Annotated in this window: 12 protein-coding genes; 7 read left to right on the plus strand and 5 right to left on the minus strand. The window is 61.7% G+C overall.

What is annotated here, in order from left to right; translation table 11 throughout:
* Window position 1 precedes the first annotated feature (1 nt).
* The 3 genes from QM780_RS04830 to QM780_RS04840 all read right to left on the minus strand — a co-directional run bounded on the left by QM780_RS04830 (window position 2) and on the right by QM780_RS04840 (window position 3,310).
* Window positions 2-1,039: a YcjF family protein gene (locus QM780_RS04830; protein WP_415069354.1), complete on the minus strand. Its 1,038-nt coding sequence runs from the start codon at window positions 1,037-1,039 to the stop codon at window positions 2-4.
* Window positions 1,036-2,484, minus strand: a complete 1,449-nt coding sequence (locus tag QM780_RS04835; protein WP_415069355.1) for a YcjX family protein — start codon at window positions 2,482-2,484, stop codon at window positions 1,036-1,038. Before QM780_RS04835 ends, QM780_RS04830 begins: the two co-directional genes overlap by 4 nt.
* Before the next feature lie 328 nt (window positions 2,485-2,812).
* Window positions 2,813-3,310 carry a hypothetical protein gene (locus tag QM780_RS04840; RefSeq protein ID WP_415069356.1) on the minus strand — a complete coding sequence of 166 codons (498 nt, stop codon included), beginning with the start codon at window positions 3,308-3,310 and terminating at the stop codon, window positions 2,813-2,815.
* A gap of 85 nt (window positions 3,311-3,395) precedes the next feature.
* Between QM780_RS04840 and QM780_RS04845 the strand changes: the two genes are divergently transcribed.
* Both QM780_RS04845 and QM780_RS04850 read left to right on the plus strand, forming a co-directional pair.
* A complete protein-coding gene (locus tag QM780_RS04845; protein ID WP_415069357.1) occupies window positions 3,396-4,838 on the plus strand; it encodes a malonyl-CoA decarboxylase in 1,443 nt (480 codons plus the stop codon).
* 155 nt (window positions 4,839-4,993) lie between these two features.
* Window positions 4,994-5,959, plus strand: coding sequence for a neutral zinc metallopeptidase (locus QM780_RS04850; protein ID WP_415069358.1), 966 nt, complete (start codon window positions 4,994-4,996; stop codon window positions 5,957-5,959).
* A gap of 78 nt (window positions 5,960-6,037) precedes the next feature.
* Here the strand turns inward: QM780_RS04850 and QM780_RS04855 are convergent, their stop codons facing one another.
* Window positions 6,038-6,835, minus strand: coding sequence for an SPOR domain-containing protein (locus tag QM780_RS04855; RefSeq protein WP_415069359.1), 798 nt, complete (start codon window positions 6,833-6,835; stop codon window positions 6,038-6,040).
* A gap of 366 nt (window positions 6,836-7,201) precedes the next feature.
* Here QM780_RS04855 and glmU point away from each other — a divergent pair, with 366 nt between their 5' ends.
* From glmU to QM780_RS04875, 4 genes are all read left to right on the plus strand, one after another.
* On the plus strand, window positions 7,202-8,569 hold the full coding sequence (gene glmU, locus QM780_RS04860) for a bifunctional UDP-N-acetylglucosamine diphosphorylase/glucosamine-1-phosphate N-acetyltransferase GlmU (RefSeq protein ID WP_415069360.1): 1,368 nt from the start codon (window positions 7,202-7,204) through the stop codon (window positions 8,567-8,569).
* Between the two features lie 119 nt (window positions 8,570-8,688).
* Complete coding sequence (gene glmS, locus QM780_RS04865) at window positions 8,689-10,509, plus strand: glutamine--fructose-6-phosphate transaminase (isomerizing) (RefSeq protein ID WP_415069361.1); 1,821 nt, start codon at window positions 8,689-8,691, stop codon at window positions 10,507-10,509.
* A 98-nt stretch (window positions 10,510-10,607) separates the two neighbouring features.
* A complete protein-coding gene (locus QM780_RS04870; protein WP_415069362.1) occupies window positions 10,608-11,975 on the plus strand; it encodes an SPOR domain-containing protein in 1,368 nt (455 codons plus the stop codon).
* A gap of 42 nt (window positions 11,976-12,017) precedes the next feature.
* The gene (locus QM780_RS04875; RefSeq protein WP_415069363.1) at window positions 12,018-12,842 is read left to right on the plus strand and encodes a DUF502 domain-containing protein; all 825 of its coding nucleotides are present in this window, start codon (window positions 12,018-12,020) and stop codon (window positions 12,840-12,842) included.
* 11 nt (window positions 12,843-12,853) lie between these two features.
* On the opposite strand, the gene recG is transcribed toward QM780_RS04875, so the two are convergent.
* Window positions 12,854-14,968, minus strand: a complete 2,115-nt coding sequence (recG, locus tag QM780_RS04880; RefSeq protein WP_415069364.1) for an ATP-dependent DNA helicase RecG — start codon at window positions 14,966-14,968, stop codon at window positions 12,854-12,856.
* A gap of 116 nt (window positions 14,969-15,084) precedes the next feature.
* Between recG and QM780_RS04885 the strand changes: the two genes are divergently transcribed.
* Entirely contained in the window at window positions 15,085-15,441 is a 357-nt protein-coding gene (locus QM780_RS04885) for a succinate dehydrogenase assembly factor 2 (RefSeq protein WP_415069365.1), read from the plus strand.
* Window position 15,442: the final 1 nt, after the last annotated feature.

The raw sequence follows: 15,442 nt of genomic DNA on the forward strand, positions 1-15,442 counted from the left end.
TTCAGCCTTCGGCTTGTTTGTCGGCGCCGCGCAGCGAGCGGATCAGCTCGTTGAAGATTTCACGAACGCGGAGAGGTTCGGCATCAAGGTACGGCAGCGGGCGGATGACTTCGACCGCCACCACTCCCAATCGGGAGGTGAGTGCGCCGTTGAAAGCGCCTTCGCCCAGGCGGCGCGAAAGCCTGCGCAGAACGTCCTGACCGACAAACTGCCCCAAAAGATCGTCCGTCATTGCGATGCCCCCGGTCGCGACGATGTGGCCGACGACATTTCGCGCCAAACGCAGAGCGCCGAGAAGGCCCGGCCTTCCGCCATAGAGCGCAGCGATGGCGCGAAACATGCGGATGTTCTCGACCAGAACGAATCCCATCGCGATCCACATGATCGGAGACAGAGCCGTGACCGTCGCGACGCGCTTTGCGGATGCGAGGATGACCTTTCGGGCTTCGCGGTCGATGGGGTGAAGAAGCTCGCGATCCGAAAGCCTCAGAAGCTCGCCCTTTTCGAGGACGTCGCCGGAGTGGTCTTTGACGCGCGCCAAGCCCCAGGCGAGATCTGGGCGGCCGCGATAGTGCGCGAGCAAAGCGGAAACGGCTTTGCGTTCGGAGGCGGCATCGGGGTTGGCGATCGTTGCCCTGACGAGTGATCTCAGCCGGGCGAGGCGGGCGAGGCGTCGGAAACCGAGGAGTTCGCGCAGGACGATCCCGAGAAGCGCCAAGCCGATGACGACCATCAGGCCGAACGCGACCCAACCGACCCAGTCCTGTCGTTCGAGGGCGACCGAAACGAAGCGCGTGAACCACAGACCGGCCGCGATTGAAGCGAGCGCCGCCATTGCCGAAAATAGAATTCCGCCGAACCGGAAACCGCGATTGATGTCTGCGACAGTCAATCTTCGCGCGGCAGCCTCTTGGCGCCGAGTGGTCACGGCGCCGCCGGCCGGAATGTCATCGGTCGTGAAGTCGACGTCTTCGGTAATGTCGTCCGCCTTGAAGACGCGGGGCTTTCGCGGCGGAACTGCGTCGTCCTCGATGCTCATGTGAGATAGTCCGAGATCAGGAAATCAAGGGCGCGATCCAATCTGATATGCGGAAATGCGGCCGGTTTGCCATCGGGAAGAGTATCCGCCAGCTTCGGCGGCGCGAAACGGACGAGTTCCAGGGAGGCGGATTTGGCGTGACGGGCCGCATTCAATGCGGCGGTGGGGTCGACGGGAAGGTCGCCCGGAAAGATCGCTGCTTCGGTCGCGCCGTCGAAGGTCACGTCGCCGATCCGTTCACCCTTGATGGGCGTGCCACGCAAGCACGGGAGGCTTTCTCGGCCCTGCCGTGCCGTTGCCTCTCGCGTCGCTCGCAACGCTGACAGCGCCAGGGCGTGGACACCAGCGCCTTCAGTCTGAGCACGCTTGACAGCCTCCTGTAGGATTTCCCGCAGGATCGCTTCGAGACGGTCGTGGCTCGACGCCGGAAGGTGATCGGCCTTGGTCGCCGCGAACAATACGCGGTCGATGCGGCGACCAAGAAACATCGAGAGCCAGGAGTTGGCGCCGGGACGAAAGGCGCGCAGAATTTCCGTCATGGCGCGTTCGAGATCGCCGACGGCTTCGGCGCCGCGGTGCAGGGCCGTCAACACATCGACGAGAACGATCTGGCGGTCGAGACGGGCAAAATGATCGTTGAAGAACGGTTTGACGACGAGGGTCTTATAGCTCTCGAAGCGGCGCGCCATCATGGCAGCCAGTGAACCGCGAGGCAGACGTTCATCCGATGTCAGCGGCATCGGGAAAAACGTCAGCAGCGGCGAACCATCGAGTTCACCCGGGAGGAGGAAGCGGCCGGGGGCAAGCGTCGATTGGGCGCCGCTATCGCGCATCGCGCGCAAATAGGCGGTAAAGAGCCTGGCGCCGGTAATGGCGATCTGCTCATCCTCGGCTGCGGCTGGATCGGTGCCGGCGAGAAAATCAAGAAACGGCTTGGCGAATTCGGCGCGGGATTGGGAGTTCGCGAGCGCAAGGGCGGTCGCCGAGAAAGTGCGATAGTCCTGCTCGAGCATCGGCAGATCGATAAGCCATTCGCCGGGATAATCGACGATATCGACGTGCAACTTGGAATATCCCGCCAAACGCTTCAATGCATAGGCCGAGCGATATTCAATCGTGACGCGCAGTTCCGAGATCCGTTTCGTACTCTCGGGCCAGATCGGCGGCGTCGAGAGCAGATCGGCGAGGTGAGCCTCGTAGTCGAAACGCGGGACGCTGTCGTCGGGCTGCGGTTCGAGATAGGCACGCACGATCCGATGTTCGGCATCGGCGGCAAAAAACGGCAGGCGGCCGCCGCTGACGAGGTTTCTGACGAGCGCGGTGATGAAGACCGTTTTACCCGCGCGGGAGAGGCCGGTCACACCGAGCCGGATCGAAGGCGTCAGGTAATCGGAGAGACGCGCCTGGGCATCTTTCAGAAGATGAGAATAGGATGTGTCAGCCAAGTGAGCTCGTGCGAGACGCCAAGAAAAAGGGGCCGAAGCCCCCTTTAAGTGGCGTAACTTATCGACCGCGACAAGACGTTTCGCACGTCTCGATTGCGCCAGGTCAATTTCCGCGGCTCAGCCGTAGAAAATGACGGCGACGCCCGCGGTCAGGACAGCGACAGCCATCAACAGGATGGCGCCTGATCGAAAAAATTCGGACACCGGCCTCTTCTCCTTTGCCAGTCCATAGTGAGCGTCGGCAGGAGAATAGGCTCAATGGGTTGAATAACCCCTGACGCGCGAGTTCACGCGACGTTCATGGTCCGACCGCGGATGGCGCGACGTCTCAGGCGTCGTGGGCTTTGCGGACCTCGAAGACTTCCATGATCCGGCAGCCGCGATGGGGGCCATCGACGACGAAAGTCCATTTACCTTCGGTGAAGGTGTCGCACATTTTGACGCCCTTCACGAGAATCCAGTGGCCTTCCTTGCCCTTATGGATCGCCAGAATGTAGTAGGCCCAGGCGCTGCGCGGCTTCTGCATCCACGTCCAGAGCGTCGGCCGCTCTTTCCTGGCGCGGTGCATGTGGCTTTCCTTCAGCTCCATGCGATAGCCGAAATAGGCGAGTGCGGCTTCGACCTCGTCGGCGTATGTGCCGCGGACAACGGGTTTTCGATGCGCCGGCAACTCACGGCCTTCGCGGATCACATCCTCGATTTTTGAAATACCGTAGCCGGTAATTGCCGAGAGCACGTAGGGTCCGCAAAAGGCCACGCGACCGGTATCATTCTTTGCGGCGGCGAGGCTCGAGGCCGGCCGTCCGGTCGAAAAGGGATCGGTCATGGGGAAAATGCCCTATACAATCAACGACGGGATGCTCGACCCATACGGTTAAGCAAAGATTAACGGCAGGAGCCTGAGGCCAGTCATGGCAGATCGCGTCAACGTTTCGTTCTTTCAGGAACTGATGGCTGCCGTCGCCGAGCAGGGACGTGCCCTGCTTCCAAAAGCACTATTCCGGGACGAGGGCGGGGAGTCGATCGAGGTCCTGTCGCGGGCGCTGATGTCGGGGCGGGGCGAAGCTTCCGGCGTCGCGATCGCGCGACAGCTTCTCAATCAGTTCAAAAAGGCGGGGAGCGACGAACGGCTAGCGTTCTATCGTTTTCTAGCGGACGATCTGCAACCTGATGCGGGAGCCGTGGCCGAGGCAGCGCGGAATTATCTCGATCAGCCGTCGGACAAGACGCTCGCACGCCTCCAGAAAGCTTCCTACAGCCCGCGCCTTGAATTTTTCAGGCGGCTCAATCTTGCCGCCGGAGCTACGGCCGAGATCGTCGCGCTGCGCGCCGATCTGCTGCGGCATATCAAGTCGGACGAGGCGCTGGCGGCGGTCGACCGCGATCTCGAGCGGCTGCTGTCATCGTGGTTCAACCGCGGCTTCCTCGTTCTGCGGCGGATCGATTGGCAGACGCCGGCCGCGATCTTGGAAAAGATCATCCAATACGAAGCGGTGCATGAAATTCGCGGCTGGGATGATCTGCGCCGCCGGCTTGACCCGAAGGATCGGCGCTGTTTCGCGTTTTTCCATCCGGCGCTTGTCGATGAGCCGCTGATTTTCGTCGAGGTCGCGCTGATGCGCGAGATGCCGGATGCGATCTCGACGGTGCTCGACAGCCGGAGCGCAGATGAGCAGGCGCCGCCGACGACCGCGGTTTTCTATTCGATCTCGAACTGTCAGGAAGGGCTGAAAGGCGTCTCGTTCGGTAACTTCCTTCTGAAACAGGTGGTCGAGGATCTGGCTCGGGATGTCGCGTCGCTGAGAACCTTCGTGACGCTGTCGCCAGCGCCGAGTTTCGCGCGCTGGGTTGATCGCGCGCTGGCGAGCGGCAGCGAAGTGCCGGTGAGTGCGGACGACCGCAAGGCGCTTGCCCGTCTCAGGGACCCGCGTTGGGTCGAGGATGCTCAGAAGGATGCGCCCGGCACCGACGAGCTTCAATCGGCGTTGATGGGTCTTGCGGCCTACTATTATCTGATGGCGCGTTCCAGTGACGAGCGGCCCGTCGATCAGGTGGCGCGGTTTCATCTCGGCAATGGAGCGCGGCTCGAACGCCTCAACTGGCTCGGCGACACATCGGAAAAGGGGCTCAGGGAAGCACACGGACTGATGGTCAATTACCGCTATGATCTCGGCGAGATCGAGCGCAATCATGAAGCTTACGCCGACGAAGGGACGGTCGCTGCCTCGCGCGCCGTGCGCGGGCTTTTGCGGCCGCTTCCGAAAGCGAAAGGCCTAGCGGTGGTGCCGGATCTTCTTGCGCTGCCGGGCGCTTCGAAGACGAAGCGCACACGCAATGGCGAACCGCAGTCGTAGTCCAGCGCCATATCGGCGCCGAGGGCCCGAAAGATGCCCTTGTAAAGGCCATTTGCCCGTGCAGTATGTGCCGCAGATGGAACCCGGCTGCGCTGGAATTCAGGCGCCGGGCCACAATATTCATTCGCCACGTTGAACGATGATGAAGGTCCGCGATGCGCTACGATCAAAATGACCGCGAAAGCAGCAATGTCGAGGACCGTCGCGGGCAGGACGGCGGCGGAGGCGGTTTCCAATTCCCCGGCGGCAACGGAATTCAGATTCCTATCGGGCGCGGCGGGTTCAGCATTACGACTTTGCTGATCATCGGCGCGGTGATGCTGTTCTTCGGGATCAATCCGCTGGATGTCCTGTTGGGACCGAACAGCCAAATTCAAATGCCGCAGCTGCCGCAGGCGGATCGGCCCGATCGCTCGCCCTCGAATGAAATTCCAGGGTTGCCGGGATCGCCGCAAACGCAGGCGGCAGGTAACGACGATGCCGAGAAGGCATTCATCGGCAAGGTGCTTGCGGATACCGAAGACGTGTGGACCAGCGTGTTCAAGAGCTTTGGCAAAAGCTATCCCGATCCGACGCTCGTCATCTATTCGGGCGCAACGCGAACACAGTGCGGTGTCGGCCAGACAGCGATGGGGCCGTTCTATTGCCCGCTCGATCAGAAGGTCTACATCGACCTTGGTTTCTATGATGAGCTGAAGCGACGGTTCAACGTCGCCGGTGATTTCGCGCAAGCGTATGTCGTTGCGCACGAAGTCGGCCATCACGTGCAGAACCAGCTCGGTATCCTCGAGAAGGTGCAGCAGCTGAAAGAGCGCGCGGGCGATGAGGCGACGGCCAACCAAATTCAAGTCAGAACCGAACTGCAGGCCGATTGCCTTGCCGGTGTTTGGGCAAACCTCAACGATCAGATGAAAAAGCGGTTGCAGCCGGGCGACGTCGAGGAGGCCCTGAATGCGGCGTCTCAAATCGGTGACGACATGATCCAGAAGAAGATGACGGGCCGCATCGTGCCCGACGCCTTCACGCACGGCACCGCGGCACAACGTGTCCACTGGTTCAAGGCGGGGCTGGAGTCAGGCCGCATGGATGCTTGCGATACGTTCAACACGGCCAATCCCTGAGATTGAAAACAAAAGCGGACGGGAAGTGCTGTCCCGTCCGCAAGGTTCTCGAACATTCGGCGCGATTGCCGGGGTGTTCTAAAGATCGGCGCCGCGATATTCGCTGACTTTGCAGGTGATGGATTGCGCGGCCAGTTCCTTGCACAGCTTCCGGGCTTCGGCCTTTGATTTCACGGGACCTGCGATCAGCCCGAAACTTGGACTAGTCGCTGTTCCGAGATCGGCATAACGCGCCTTCAAGTGGCTCAGCTGCTGGGAGTGGATTTGAGACAGCGCACCCCAGGTAACGCGCAGGCCGTCGATCGAGGGATCGGTGGCGAGTTGGAGACCGAAAATCTTCGGCGCGGGTTTGACGACGGCTGGGCCGAACGAGATCGGCTTATCGACGCTACCGGTCTCGATCGGGGCACCGGGAGCGGGCGATGCGTTGATAATCTTGGCGGGAGCCGGGCCTGCGTCCGTCCCGTCCATAGGAGCGCCGTCAGAGCCGGCGGGCGCCGCTTGCGGCTCGGCGGAGGCTGTCGTCGTGGTCGTCGGCCCCTGCGCCAGACGGACTTTATCGTCAAGAGCGGTGAGCTGAGAGCTCAGCTGTTGGGTCTGCGTGGCCTGATCCGTCACCTGGCCATGAATGGACGACACTTCGGACTGAAGTTGCGTCAGTGACATCTTCAAGGTCTCGACGTTGGCCGCAACCTCGAGAACCTTCGCGTCGCTGGCGTGCTGGTGCCCGCCAGACAGGTCCGGAAGCATTGCCGGGGCGAAGAAGGCGACCCCGAGGTAGCCGAGGCCCACGGCGCCCAGGACCGCCCAGATCGCTGTTTGGGAGGAGGCGTTGGTTTTCCTGCGCATCGGCCGATCGGCTGCGGGCTTGCTCATGATGTCGGTCGTCCTAATGACTTTCGGGCTTTCCGGAGGCCGGATCAGTCCCGAATCGTTTTTCCTGTGTGGCTGAGGTTGGGTCGGACGTGCGTTTGCCGCAATGGTGAGGACGGCAGGCGCGACGCGAAGCTGTGGACGGAGGCCGAGATGCAGCAAATGCGCTATCTGCCGGTAACTCCTGAGCAAAGGCGCGGGAACATATGACGGTGCGACTTTGTGTTTCCGAATGGGAAATTCAACGCCCGATGCAGGACTTGCGGCGGGTAGAGCGCTGGCGCTATGGCAAGGCGAGGCCGCCGGCTTGACGCTTCGTCCGCGCACAAGCACACGGCTTTCCGTCGCAATGGTAACGCAAGGTCATTCATGAGTTCCCGGCCCTGTCTTTTTGTGGTGCTTGCCGCAGGCAAGGGCACGCGAATGAAATCGTCGCTGCCGAAGGTTCTGCATAAGATCGCCGGACAGTCGATGATCGCACACCTGCTGACCACGGCGTCGGAGGTCGGCGGCGACATCGCGGTGGTGGTCGCGCCCGACGGCGACGCGGTCGCCGCGGAAGCAACGCGGATCGTTCCGGATGCGAAAATCTTTGTGCAGGCGAGCCAGCGAGGAACAGCGGATGCGGTTCTAGCCGCAAAACCGGCGCTCGAGCAGCATGGCGGCGCTGACGTCGTCGTACTTTTCGCCGATACACCGCTTGTCAGGCCGGAAGTGTTGGCCAGGCTCAGGGCGGCGCTGGACGCCGGGTCTCGCATTGCCGTTCTCGGTTTTAATCCGAAAGACCCTACCGGCTACGGACGTCTTCTTCGCAGCGGCGATGGTGCCCTCATCGGTATTCGCGAGGAAAAGGACGCGACCGCAGCCGAGAAAAAAATCGGTTTATGCAACTCAGGAGTCATGGCGTTCCGGGTGCCGGACTTGACGGGTCTGCTGTCGCGCATCGGCGATGCTAATGCGAAGGGCGAATACTATCTCACCGATTCAGTAGCGGTCGGCGGGGAGATGGGCGTTCGCGCAACCGTCGTCGAATGCCGGGCAGACGACGTTCTTGGCATCAATACCCGAGAGCAGCTCGCCGAAGCGGAAGCGATCTGGCAGGCGCGAGCGCGATCCGAAATGATGCGCAACGGCGTGACGATGATCGCGCCCGAGACGGTTTGGCTCAGCTTCGATACGCAGATCGCGTCCGACGTCACGATCGAGCCGAACGTTATTTTCGGACCGGGTGTGACGGTCGAGGAAGGGGCGCAGATTCTCGGGTTCTGCCACGTCGAACGCTCGATAATCGGCAAGGGCGTGCGTCTTGGTCCGTTCGCGCGACTGCGGCCGGGCGCGCGGCTTGGCGAAAACGCCCACATCGGAAATTTCGTCGAGGTCAAAAACACGACGGTCGGTGTCGGCGCCAAAGCCAATCACTTGTCGTATCTGGGCGATGGGGATGTGGGAGCCGGCGCCAACATCGGCGCGGGGACGATCTTCTGCAATTATGACGGATTCAACAAAGAGAAGACGGAAATCGGCGAGGGAGCCTTCGTCGGTTCGAACACGTCGCTGGTCGCGCCTGTCAAAGTCGGCAAGGATGCCTACATCGGATCCGGCAGTGTCATCACCAAGGACGTCAGTCCCGGTGCCCTGGCCCTCTCGCGAAGCGCTCAGGAGGAACGGCCGGGTTGGGCGGACAAGTTCCGGATCATGATGACCAGGCGCAAAGCGGCGCAGAAAAACAAAAGTTAACCAATCGCCCGATTGGTGTGCGAATTGCATGCGTTCTTCTGAAATATTCTTTGATTTGAGAAGATCCTTAACCACCGCCATCGTCGGATGGGGGAAGCGCATTAGGGGGAGCCGGTCCAATGTGTGGGATCGTCGGAATTCTCGGAAAAACGGCGGTTTCGACCAATCTGGTCGACGCGCTGCGACGGCTCGAATATCGCGGCTATGATTCGGCCGGGGTGGCGACGGTCGAGGGCGCGGGCATCGAGCGCCGACGGGCCGAGGGCAAACTTCGCAATCTTGAAAAGCGGCTCAACGTAGAACCGCTCGCGGGCCGGACCGGCATCGGCCATACGCGCTGGGCGACGCACGGTCGTCCGACGGAGCGGAACGCGCATCCGCACATGACGGCGAAGGTTTCTGTCGTCCACAACGGCATCATCGAGAATTTCCGTGAGCTTCGCACCAGTCTCGAAGCCAAGGGACATAAATTCGAGACCGATACCGACACCGAGGCGGTCGTCCATCTCATTACCGATGAACTCGATCACGGGGCGAAGCCGGTCGAAGCGGTCCGCGATGCGCTGCAGCATCTGCAGGGGGCCTTCGCGCTCGGCATCATTTTCGCGGGCGAAGACGACCTGATGATCGCAGCACGCAAGGGTTCCCCGCTTGCGATCGGGCACGGGTCCGGCGAAATGTATCTGGGATCGGATGCCATCGCGCTTGCGCCTTTCACGGACGCCATCACTTATCTCGAGGAAGGCGACTGGGCGGTGCTGCATCGCTCGGGCGCCGAGATCTTCAATCTCGACGGTGTCCGGGTTGAAAGACCGCTCGTCAAAGCCGTTGCGAGTTCGCTGTTGATCGACAAGGGCAATTATCGCCACTTCATGGCGAAGGAAATTCATGAGCAGCCGGAGGTGATTTCGCACACGCTCGCGAATTACCTCGACATGGCGCAGGCGCGCGTGCGTTTCCCGGATCTCGGTGTCGATCTGACCAAAATCAGCCGCGTGACGATCTCGGCCTGCGGAACGGCCTATTATGCGGGGCTTGTCGCGAAATACTGGATCGAGAGGTTCGCGCGCGTGCCGGTCGATATCGATGTCGCCTCGGAGATGCGCTATCGCGAAGCGCCTCTGCCGGAAAACGGGCTCGCCGTCTTCGTTTCGCAATCGGGCGAAACGGCCGATACGCTCGCGACGCTGCGCTACGCCAAGGCCAACGGGCAGCGCATCGCTTCTATCGTCAACGTCCGGACGTCCACGATTGCCCGTGAATCGCACACCGTGCTGCCGACACTCGCGGGGCCCGAGATCGGCGTGGCATCGACCAAGGCATTCACCTGCCAGCTTTCGGTGCTCGCGTGCCTTGCCATTGCGATCGCCCGGGCCCGCGGTACGATCAGCGTCGAAGAGGAGACGGCGCTCGTCAAATCGCTGATGGAGGTGCCGCGCCACATCGCCACCATCCTGCGCAGCGAAGAGCCCTTCATCGCAGTCGCGCACGAGTTGGCGAAAGCACGCGATGTGCTGTACCTCGGCCGGGGCTCAAGCTTCCCCATCGCGCTCGAGGGAGCGCTGAAACTCAAGGAAATTTCCTACATCCATGCCGAGGGTTATGCTGCCGGCGAGCTAAAGCATGGTCCGATCGCTCTCATCGACGAGACCGTGCCCGTCGTCGTGGTGGCACCGGAAGACGAGCTGTTCGAGAAGACCGTTTCGAACCTTCAGGAAGTGGCGGCGCGGGGCGGCCAAGTGCTCCTCATCTCTGACGGCGATGGGGAAAAAGCCGGTTGTAAGCTCGCTGCCCACATCCAAATGCCGAAGGTCGATCGCTTTGTGGCACCAATGATCTATGCTGTGCCAACTCAACTCATCGCCTACCAGACGGCGGTGTTGATGGGCACAGATGTCGATCAGCCGAGAAATCTGGCGAAATCGGTGACTGTAGAGTAAGCAAAGCAAGCAGAGCCGGGATCAACCGGTGTTGGGGGTCCTCAATTCGCCTCGTTTGGCTGTTGCTTTGAGGGGGCAAGCCAGTCGAGAAGGGACCAGTGGGGAAGGTACGGGGAGACATGACGTCATTCCATGTGCTCGCGCGCCGGATGGCGCTTGCCGCAACCGTGGTGTGCGTTTTTGCTGGCGCGCTTTCAACTTGGCCGTCGGTGAGTGAAGCTCGAAAGGCGAAAGCTGCCGCTCAGCCGGCCGGCCCATCGGCACAGGGGCCGCAGGCTGGGAATCCCGATGCCAAGGCCGCCGAAAAAGAGGCGGCGCAAAAAGCCTATGATGCCGGTCTCAAGGCTTTTGCCGCTGGCAAATATCAATCCTCGATCGAACAATTGTCGACTGCGGTGAAGTCGGGCACGCTCGCCCCGCCCGCAATGGCAAAAGCGCTTTTGACGCGCGGCCTTGCATACAAAAAAACCAACCAGCCGGGGCAAGCGATTTCCGATCTCACCAGTGCGATCTGGTTGAAAAACGGTCTCTCGCCCAGCGATCAGAAATCGGCGATCGCGGAACGGTCCGAGGCTTATCGGATGGCCGGTCTATCGGATACCGGCAGTACGCCGGACCAGCGGGCGATCGGCGCGAAAGCACCGGCGGCAACGGCTGAAGCCGGTGCTTCGACGAAAACGGCTTCAGGTCCTGACGCGGGTTCGGCCGGGCTTTCGGCGGCTGCGATTGCAGAGGCGGCTGGCGCTCAGAAAGCGGCCGCAGGAGCGGATAAAACAGCGACAATTACGCAGACAGCCGTCAACGGTGAAACGACGCTGCAGTCGGCGGCTTCGCCGGCAGTCGCCAGCCAAGAGACGAAACCCGCCGCGTCATCATCCGGAATCGGAAGCATTTTCGGCTGGGGCCAATCATCTACCCCGGAACCGGCGCCTGCCGCACCGAGCTCGGGTTCGTCATTCAGCCAAACTGTAACGGCCATTCCCGGCAATGTTTCCGGCTTCTTCTCAAACATGTTCAGCGGCGGATCGTCGACGCCGGCTCCGGATGCCGGTGCACCGGCTGCTACTGTAACGACGGCTTCGACGGCCGCTGCGCCGGAAACGTCGAGCTGGAGCAGTGCCACGACCGTTGCAAGCCGCTCCGAGCGGGAATCGTTCAAGGCGCAGAAGGCTTCTTATGCTCCGGAAGTGCAACAGAAGTCCGCGGTCCTGACGAAGGGCAAGTTCAAGATTTACATTGCCGCACTTCGGTCGAAAGCCGAGGCCGAGGCTCTGGCGCAAAAGCTCGTCGCAGAGCACGGTGCGGAGCTTGGAAATCATGCTCCCGTGGTCGATTCCGCCGTTATCGGCAGCATGGGCACGTTCTATCGTGTTCGGATCGGCGGATATGCTTCCGATGCCGAGCCGCGTAGTCTCTGCAACAAACTTAGAAGCAGTGGCCTTGACTGTCTGGTCGTGACAAACTGAGGCCAGCCCGTCTCCGTCGGGCGTGTGCTCGAGTAGGAGAGTATGGTTCCTCCACCGGTTGATCCAGAATTCGATCCCCGGCGCGGCCCGAACGTTGGCCCGTCCAATGCGCAATTAACCGCGGGTCTGAAGCGACTAGCGAGCGACAGCGGAAAGACCGGCTGGCGTCTCGGTTCGCGTTTCCGCAATGCCTTTCTGACAGGCTTGGTGATCGTCGGTCCGGTGACGATCACGCTCTGGATCATGTGGGGTGTCATCCATTGGATCGACGCCTGGATCAAGCCGCTGCTTCCGATCACGTTCAACCCCGATACGTATCTGCCGTTCCCGGTTCCGGGCCTCGGGCTCGTAATTGCGGTGTTGGGGCTGACGCTGATCGGGGCGCTGGCCGCCAACCTGCTCGGACGGACGCTCGTTTCGTCGGGCGAACTGATGATGTCGCGAACCCCGATCGTGCGGAACGTCTATGGGGCGCTGAAGCAGATTTTTGAAAGCGTGATCTCGACGACAGGATCGAACCAGAGCTTTCAGAAAGTCGGGATGATCGAATTCCCCTCGAAGGAGATCTGGAGCCTGGTGTTCGTGACCGGCGAGACGACGGGCGAGATCAAGGATGTGAAGCCCGGCGGCGAGGGTGATCTGCTGACGGTTTTCATGCCGACCGGCATCGTGCCGCCGACCGGATTCATCTGCTTCGTGCCGCGCAGCAACGTGGTGTTTCTCAATATGACCGTCGAAGAGGCGGCAAAGATCATTCTTTCGGGCGGCATCGTGATGCCGGATACAGAGCAGGAAAAGCTGAAGCGGCTGGCGGAAGCGGCGCAGAAAAAGTCCCGCCTTCGGCTCGGCGACAAACCTCCGGCTTAAAAGTTCAGATTCTAAGCCGCACGGAAAAGCCGCACGGCTTCGTCGCACTCGAAAAGATAAAGCAGCGTGCGCAGCGCCTGCCCGCGCGGTGAGACGAGATTGGGGTCTTTCTCCAGCATCAGCACGGCGTCGTCGCGTGCGGCTTCGAGCAGAACATCCAAACCGGGAACCTCGGCGATGCGAAAGCCAGGGGCTCCACTCTGACGGGCGCCGAGAATTTCTCCGCCGCCGCGCAATTCCAGATCCTTTTCTGCGATTTTGAAGCCGTCCTCGGTCTCTTCCATCATTTTTAGGCGTTGTTCGGCGGTTTCGCCCAACGGCGCTTTGTAGAGCAGCATGCAGAAGGATTCACGCGAGCCGCGACCGACGCGGCCGCGAAGCTGGTGCAGCTGCGCGAGGCCGAAGCGCTCGGTGTGCTCGATCACCATGATGTTGGCATTCGGCACGTTGACGCCGACCTCGATGACGGTCGTCGCGACCAGGATCTTGAGCTTGTTGGCAGCGAACGCGGCCATCGTCTCGTCTTTCTCCTTGCCGGCCATGCCGCCATGGAGCAAGCCGACAACGTCGCCAAAGAGCTGACGCAGGTAGGCGAAGCGTTCCTCGGCGGCGGCGAGGTCGGTGACTTCCGAGCTTTCGATCAGCGGACAGACCCAATAGACCTGCGCACCTTCGGCGAGTTGGACGCGGAGCCGGTCAATCAAGCGTTCGAGCATTTCGAGCGGCAGCATCTTGGTCACGATGGGCTTTCGGCCCGCGGGTTTCTCCGTGAGCTTCGAAACATCGAGATCGCCGTAGTGGGTCATCAGCAGCGTGCGCGGGATGGGCGTCGCGGTCATGACCAAAACGTTCGTATCGCCGTTCGAGCCCTTGGCCTGCAGCGCCATGCGCTGATGCACGCCGAAGCGGTGCTGCTCGTCGATGACGGCGACGGCCAGGTCCTTGAACACGACATCGGATTGGAACAGCGCGTGAGTGCCCACAAGGATGTCGATTTCGCCCGATGCGAGGCGGGAAATGACGGCGTCGCGCGTTTTGCCTTTCTCGCGGCCGGTGAGGAGGGCGAGGCGCAATCCCGCCGCCTCTGCCAGCGGCGCGATCGTATCGATATGCTGGCGCGCGAGCACTTCGGTCGGCGCCATCAAGGCGGCCTGAGCACCCTCTTCGGCGGCGATCGCCATGGTCATCAGCGCGACCACCGTTTTGCCGGAGCCGACGTCGCCCTGCAGCAGACGTAGCATCCGGTGCGGCGCGGCGAGGTCGGCGGAGATTTCTTCAAGCGCGTTCTTTTGCGATCCGGTCAGCGAGAACGGCAGCGCCGCTGCGATCTTGGCGCGGATCTCTCCGTTTCCTGAGAGACGACGGCCGCGTTCGGTCTTGAGATTGCGGCGGACGAGCGCGAACGCAAGCTGGCCGGCGAGAAGCTCGTCGAATGCGAGGCGCTGCCAAGGTGCGGCTCCCATCGAAACGTCCTGCGCATCGACGGGTTGATGGATGCGGTTCGCGGCCTCCTTGAATGGCGGCCACGAACGCGCTTTCAGCCACTGTGGCTCCTGCCATTCCGGGAATTCGGGGATGCGGTCGAGGGCCTGCCGCGCGGCCTTCAATGCGACCTTGCCCGAGAGCCCGGCGGTCAACGGATAGACGGGTTCGAGCAGCGGCATCTCGCTTCGCGCTTCCGGCGACACGATATAATCTGGATGCGCCATCTGCAGATTGTCGCCGTAGCGCTCGATGCGGCCCGAGACGAAACGGATCTCGCCGACGGGCAATTGCTTTTCGATGAACTTGTGCTCGGCATGGAAAAACACCAGGTCGATGCGCGCGGTGTCGTCTTCGCACGTCACCTTATAGGGGACCTTGGTGTTTCCGCGCGGTGACGGCTTGTGCTTCAGGACCCTCAGTTCCAGCGTGACGATGGTTCCGGGTATGGCTTCGGCCAGCCGGGGCTGGCTGCGGCGGTCGATGACACCCGTCGGCATGTGCCAGAGCACGTCGATAACGCGCGGTTCGGAGATGCCGGGTGGCAGCGACAGGCATTTCTTCAGCAGCTGGATCAGCCGCGGACCGATGCCGGTAAGAGTTTGCGCCGATGCAAAAAGTGGGTTCAAAAGGGCGGGGCGCATCGTCGGAACGGCTCGCGGTTGCTCAGTTTCGCGGCCGCTACCCAAGGTCGCGGCAATAAGCATCGCCGGTCGCGCTAGGCGGGGCGAGCGGCGGGCGCTATAGGAGCCCTTCGCGAATGGCGCACCGTGGCGGCCCACCGGCACACAGTCAAGCGGCCAGGGCGGCTTATACCATTGCCATGCAATCCGGACTTCAAATGACCGAGGATCTCGAAACGCGCAGGCGGCGTGCGTCCTACCGCGCTCACCACCGGGGCACGAAGGAAATGGACGTGCTGGTCGGGCGTTATGCAGATGCCCGTCTGGCGGGGTATTCGGATGACGAAATGGGCCGCTTCGAGCGCTTTCTGACCGTTCCCGATCCGGCGCTGCAACAGTGGATCTTCTCGGGCGAAGGTTTCGCCGGCATCGAGTTCGAAGATCTTGTGAATGACATTCGCGCCTTTCATGGCCTTGAGCCCAAGGCGAGCTAAG

This window comes from Hyphomicrobium sp., assembly GCF_047600905.1.
Lineage (GTDB): Bacteria > Pseudomonadota > Alphaproteobacteria > Rhizobiales > Hyphomicrobiaceae > Hyphomicrobium_B.

What these genes read in the sequence shown, in the direction of transcription:
- QM780_RS04855 (WP_415069359.1), bottom strand. Translation starts at nt 6,835, where the DNA reads ATGAGCAAGCCCGCAGCCGATCGGCCGATGCGCAGGAAAACCAACGCC.
- QM780_RS04840 (WP_415069356.1), bottom strand. Translation starts at nt 3,310, where the DNA reads ATGACCGATCCCTTTTCGACCGGACGGCCGGCCTCGAGCCTCGCCGCC.
- QM780_RS04875 (WP_415069363.1), top strand. Translation starts at nt 12,018, where the DNA reads ATGGTTCCTCCACCGGTTGATCCAGAATTCGATCCCCGGCGCGGCCCG.
- QM780_RS04845 (WP_415069357.1), top strand. Translation starts at nt 3,396, where the DNA reads ATGGCAGATCGCGTCAACGTTTCGTTCTTTCAGGAACTGATGGCTGCC.
- QM780_RS04885 (WP_415069365.1), top strand. Translation starts at nt 15,085, where the DNA reads ATGGCGCACCGTGGCGGCCCACCGGCACACAGTCAAGCGGCCAGGGCG.
- QM780_RS04850 (WP_415069358.1), top strand. Translation starts at nt 4,994, where the DNA reads ATGCGCTACGATCAAAATGACCGCGAAAGCAGCAATGTCGAGGACCGT.
- QM780_RS04830 (WP_415069354.1), bottom strand. Translation starts at nt 1,039, where the DNA reads ATGAGCATCGAGGACGACGCAGTTCCGCCGCGAAAGCCCCGCGTCTTC.
- glmU (WP_415069360.1), top strand. Translation starts at nt 7,202, where the DNA reads ATGAGTTCCCGGCCCTGTCTTTTTGTGGTGCTTGCCGCAGGCAAGGGC.
- glmS (WP_415069361.1), top strand. Translation starts at nt 8,689, where the DNA reads ATGTGTGGGATCGTCGGAATTCTCGGAAAAACGGCGGTTTCGACCAAT.
- recG (WP_415069364.1), bottom strand. Translation starts at nt 14,968, where the DNA reads ATGCGCCCCGCCCTTTTGAACCCACTTTTTGCATCGGCGCAAACTCTT.